Here is a 3,564-nt window from a genome sequence, read left to right on the forward strand (position 1 = left end):
CCCAGCGCGACAGCGCGGCCAGCGAAGCAAACACCGCCACACCCGTGAGCGAAATCAGCACCAGCGCGGCGAACATCCGGGGAATGTCGAGCTGGTAGCCGGACTGCAGGATCTGATAGGCCAGGCCCGTGCCCGTGCCACCCGTGCCGGCCACGAACTCGGCCACCACGGCGCCGATGAGTGACAGCCCACCGGAGATGCGCAAGCCTGCGAAGAAATACGGCAGCGCAGACGGGATCTGCAAGCGCAGCAAGGTTTGCAGGCGTGTGGCCCGGTTCAGCTTGAAGTAGGCCGCCAGGCCCGGGTTGACGCTGCGCAGCCCGATGGTGGTGTTGGAGATGATGGGGAACAAGGCCACCAGCGTGGCGCACACCACCAGCGAGGCCGTCGGGTCTTTCACCCAGATGATGATCAGCGGGGCAATGGCCACGATGGGTGTGACCTGCAAGAGCACCGCATAAGGCAGAAAGGCCGCTTCGATCCACCGGCTTTGCACCATGGCAAAGGCCACCAGCACGCCGATCAGCGTGGCGCTGAAGAAGGCCAGCACCGTGATCTTGAGCGTGACCAGCAAGGCGCTGCTGAGCAGAGCCCAGTCCTTGACCAGCGTCTGGGCGATCACCCAGGGTGAGGGCACGAGGTAGGCGGGCACCTCGTCGATCACCGTCCAGGCCTGCCAGATCCCCAGCAGGATGACGGTCATCAGCAGCGGGAGTGCCGCCTGTTTGAGCCGGTCGATGAGCGCCCTCATGCGTGGGGCTCCGATGCCATGGCTGCGGCCTGGCTCAAGCTGTGCTGGAGATGCCGCACCTGATCGTTGAAGTTGGCGCTGGTGCGGTAATCCTCATCACGGGGCCAGGGTTGGGCCATGCGCAGGTCTTCGTTGATGCGACCTGGCCGTGCGCCCATCACGATCACGCGGGAGGAGAGGAACACTGCCTCGGTGATGCTGTGGGTCACGAACACCACGGTCAGGCCCCGCTGGCGCCACAGTTGCAGCAACTCGTCATCCAGCTTGTTGCGCGTGATCTCGTCGAGGGCACCAAAGGGCTCGTCCATCAACAACAGGCTGGGCTTGGTGACCAGGCCACGCGCAATGGACACACGCATCTGCATGCCACCTGACAGCTCACGGGGGCGTTGATCGGCGCAAGCATTCAGGCCCACTTGGGCGAGGGCCTCGTCCACGCGGGCGTCGGCCTCCTGGCGCGCCACACCCGCGAGATCCAGCGGCAGGCGCACATTGCGGCGCACGTCCGCCCAGGGCATCAAGGTCGCTTCCTGGAACACGAAGGACAGCGTCTGCCCTGACAAGGTGATGCGCCCCCCGGTGGGTTGCAGCAACCCGGCCACCATCTTGAGCAGGGTGCTCTTGCCGCATCCCGATGGGCCCAGCAGTGTCACGAACTCGCCTGGCTCCACGCGCAGCGAGACCGGCGCCAGCGCACGCGTGCCATTCGGGTAGACCTGCTCGACGCCTTGCAGATCGATCACCGGTGAAGGGGATGCCGCGGGCAGTCCCATCAGGGCATGACCTTCAGGTCCTTGACGAACTGCGTGGTGTAGGTCTTTTTGACATCCACCTTGGCGGGATCCAGCAGCTTGTGTTGCACCAGCAGGTCGTAGGTCTGCTTCATGCGCTCATCGGTGATGATGCCGATGCCGTACCTGGCTGCGTCCCCGCCCAGCACGGCGCCTTGCTGCCTGATGCTGCTGATGCCATAGGCCAGCAAGTCATCGGTCATGTTGGGGTTGTCTTTCTTGATCAGGGCGTTGCCGGGCTTGGGGTCACCTGTGAGGTAGCTCTTCCAGCCTTCCATCGACGCTTTCACGAACGCGGCCACCTGCCTGGGGCGTTTCTGGATGGTCTGCGTCGAGCAGACGACCGTCATCGCGTAGGGAGGCCAGCCGAGGTCGGACAGCATGAACACGCTCGGCTTGATCTTGCTTTCGCGCTCGATCGAGAACGGCTCGGAGGCCAGATAGCCTTGCTGCGCGATGTTCTTGTCGGCCAGGAAGGGCTGGATGCTGAAGTTATAGGGCTTCATCTGCGCATCGGTGAAGCCGTATTTCGTCTTGAGCCAGGGCCAGTAGGTGACCTGGCCTGCGCTGCCCACCAGCAGGGTGCGGCTCTTGAGCTGCTCGAACTGCTTCACGTCCGGGTGGGCGATCATGACGACCGGGTCTTTCTGGAACGCGGCGGCCACCGTCACAGCCTGTATGCCTTTTTCCCAGGCCTGGATGGTCTGCACATCAAAACCCATGATGCAGTCGGCCTGGCCGGCCATCATCAGCTGCATCATGTTGACCTGCGGGCCGCCCATCTTGAGCGTGACGTCCAGCCCGGCCTTGGCGTACAGGCCTGTCGCCTGAGCCTGATAGAAGCCGCCATGCTCGGCTTCGGCATACCAGTTGGTGATGTAGGTGAACTTCTCGGCAGCGTGGGCCAGCGGCTGAGCCAGCAGGGCGGCTGTGGCGGCCAGGGCCAGCGCCGTGCCACGTGTGGCGGCGCCCAGGTGGTGGCGCAGCAAGTGGCGCAAGGTGGTCGGGATGCGCGTCATGGGGCGACTCCAGTCAAAGACAGGCTACTTTGTACCCGAGGCCGCGTGTGCTTGCAGGATCCCCGTCCGAATTGTGAGGTTGCCAGACGACAAAGATAGAATGCTCGGCTTCGTTCAAACCACCACACACCACTGAGGGGCTCACGTGTCGGACCGTCTATTCGTTGCCATGCAGTATGTCTTGCCCAAGAAGGCATTGACCCAGGCGGCCGGCGCATTGGCATCGTTGCGCGGCGGTGCCGCCACGACGCGCTTCATTGCCTGGTTCGTCAAGCGCTATGGCGTGAACATGAGTGAGGCGGCCAACCCGGACATCGCCAGCTACCCGACCTTCAACGAGTTCTTCTCACGCCCCCTCAAGGCGGGTGCCCGCCCCTTGGCCCAGGCAGACCTGATCAGCCCGGTGGACGGCGCCATCAGCCAGATCGGGCCGATCAAGAAGGACCAGGTCTTCCAGGCCAAGGGTCATGCCTATTCGACGACGACACTGGTGGGTGGCGACGCCCAGCTGGCGGCACGTTTTGAAGACGGTCATTTCGCCACGCTCTACCTGAGCCCCAAGGACTACCACCGCATCCACATGCCTTGCGATGGCAAGCTCACGCGCATGATCTACGTGCCGGGCGACCTGTTCTCGGTGAACCCCGCGACCGCACGCGGTGTGCCCGGCCTGTTTGCGCGTAACGAGCGCGTCGTCTGCGTGTTCGAATCGGCCAAGGGCCCCTTTGTGCTGACCCTGGTGGGCGCCACCATCGTGGGCAGCATGGCCACCGTCTGGCATGGCGTGGTCAACCCGCCTCGCAGCGCCCAGGTGCGCGAATGGCGTTATGACGATCAGAACATCGTCTTCAAGCAGGGCGATGAGATGGGGCGCTTCCTGCTGGGCTCGACGGTCGTCATGCTGTTCCCCAAAGGTCCGCTTCAGTTCAACGCTGCGTGGGAGCCTGCTCGTGCGATCCGCATGGGCGAGGCGATGGCGCAGCGTTAAGCCTCACCCGGCTGG

At 64.0% G+C, this 3,564-nt stretch carries 4 protein-coding genes; 1 reads left to right on the forward strand and 3 read right to left on the reverse strand.

What is annotated here, in order from left to right; translation table 11 throughout:
* The 3 genes from VFW84_RS05980 to VFW84_RS05990 form a co-directional block, all read right to left on the reverse strand.
* On the reverse strand, window positions 1–751 hold a 751-nt coding region (locus VFW84_RS05980), incomplete at its 3' end, for an ABC transporter permease (RefSeq protein WP_329679527.1).
* Complete coding sequence (locus tag VFW84_RS05985; protein WP_329679528.1) at window positions 748–1,524, reverse strand: ABC transporter ATP-binding protein; 777 nt, start codon at window positions 1,522–1,524, stop codon at window positions 748–750. The genes VFW84_RS05980 and VFW84_RS05985, both read right to left, overlap by 4 nt.
* Window positions 1,524–2,561 (reverse strand): ABC transporter substrate-binding protein, encoded by a 1,038-nt coding sequence (locus VFW84_RS05990; RefSeq protein ID WP_329679529.1) that lies wholly within the window; start codon window positions 2,559–2,561, stop codon window positions 1,524–1,526. Before VFW84_RS05990 ends, VFW84_RS05985 begins: the two co-directional genes overlap by 1 nt.
* A 145-nt stretch (window positions 2,562–2,706) precedes the next feature.
* Here VFW84_RS05990 and asd point away from each other — a divergent pair, with 145 nt between their 5' ends.
* Window positions 2,707–3,549 (forward strand): archaetidylserine decarboxylase, encoded by an 843-nt coding sequence (gene asd, locus VFW84_RS05995; protein ID WP_290675710.1) that lies wholly within the window; start codon window positions 2,707–2,709, stop codon window positions 3,547–3,549.
* The last annotated feature ends 15 nt before the right edge of the window (window positions 3,550–3,564 follow it).

It is taken from the genome of Aquabacterium sp. (assembly GCF_036279655.1).
In the GTDB taxonomy this organism is placed as follows: Bacteria; Pseudomonadota; Gammaproteobacteria; order Burkholderiales; family Burkholderiaceae_C; genus Aquabacterium.

Bases quoted from the DNA above. Each gene is read 5' to 3' on its own strand.
- VFW84_RS05985 (WP_329679528.1), bottom strand. From the start codon at position 1,524: ATGGGACTGCCCGCGGCATCCCCTTCACCGGTGATCGATCTGCAAGGC.
- VFW84_RS05990 (WP_329679529.1), bottom strand. From the start codon at position 2,561: ATGACGCGCATCCCGACCACCTTGCGCCACTTGCTGCGCCACCACCTG.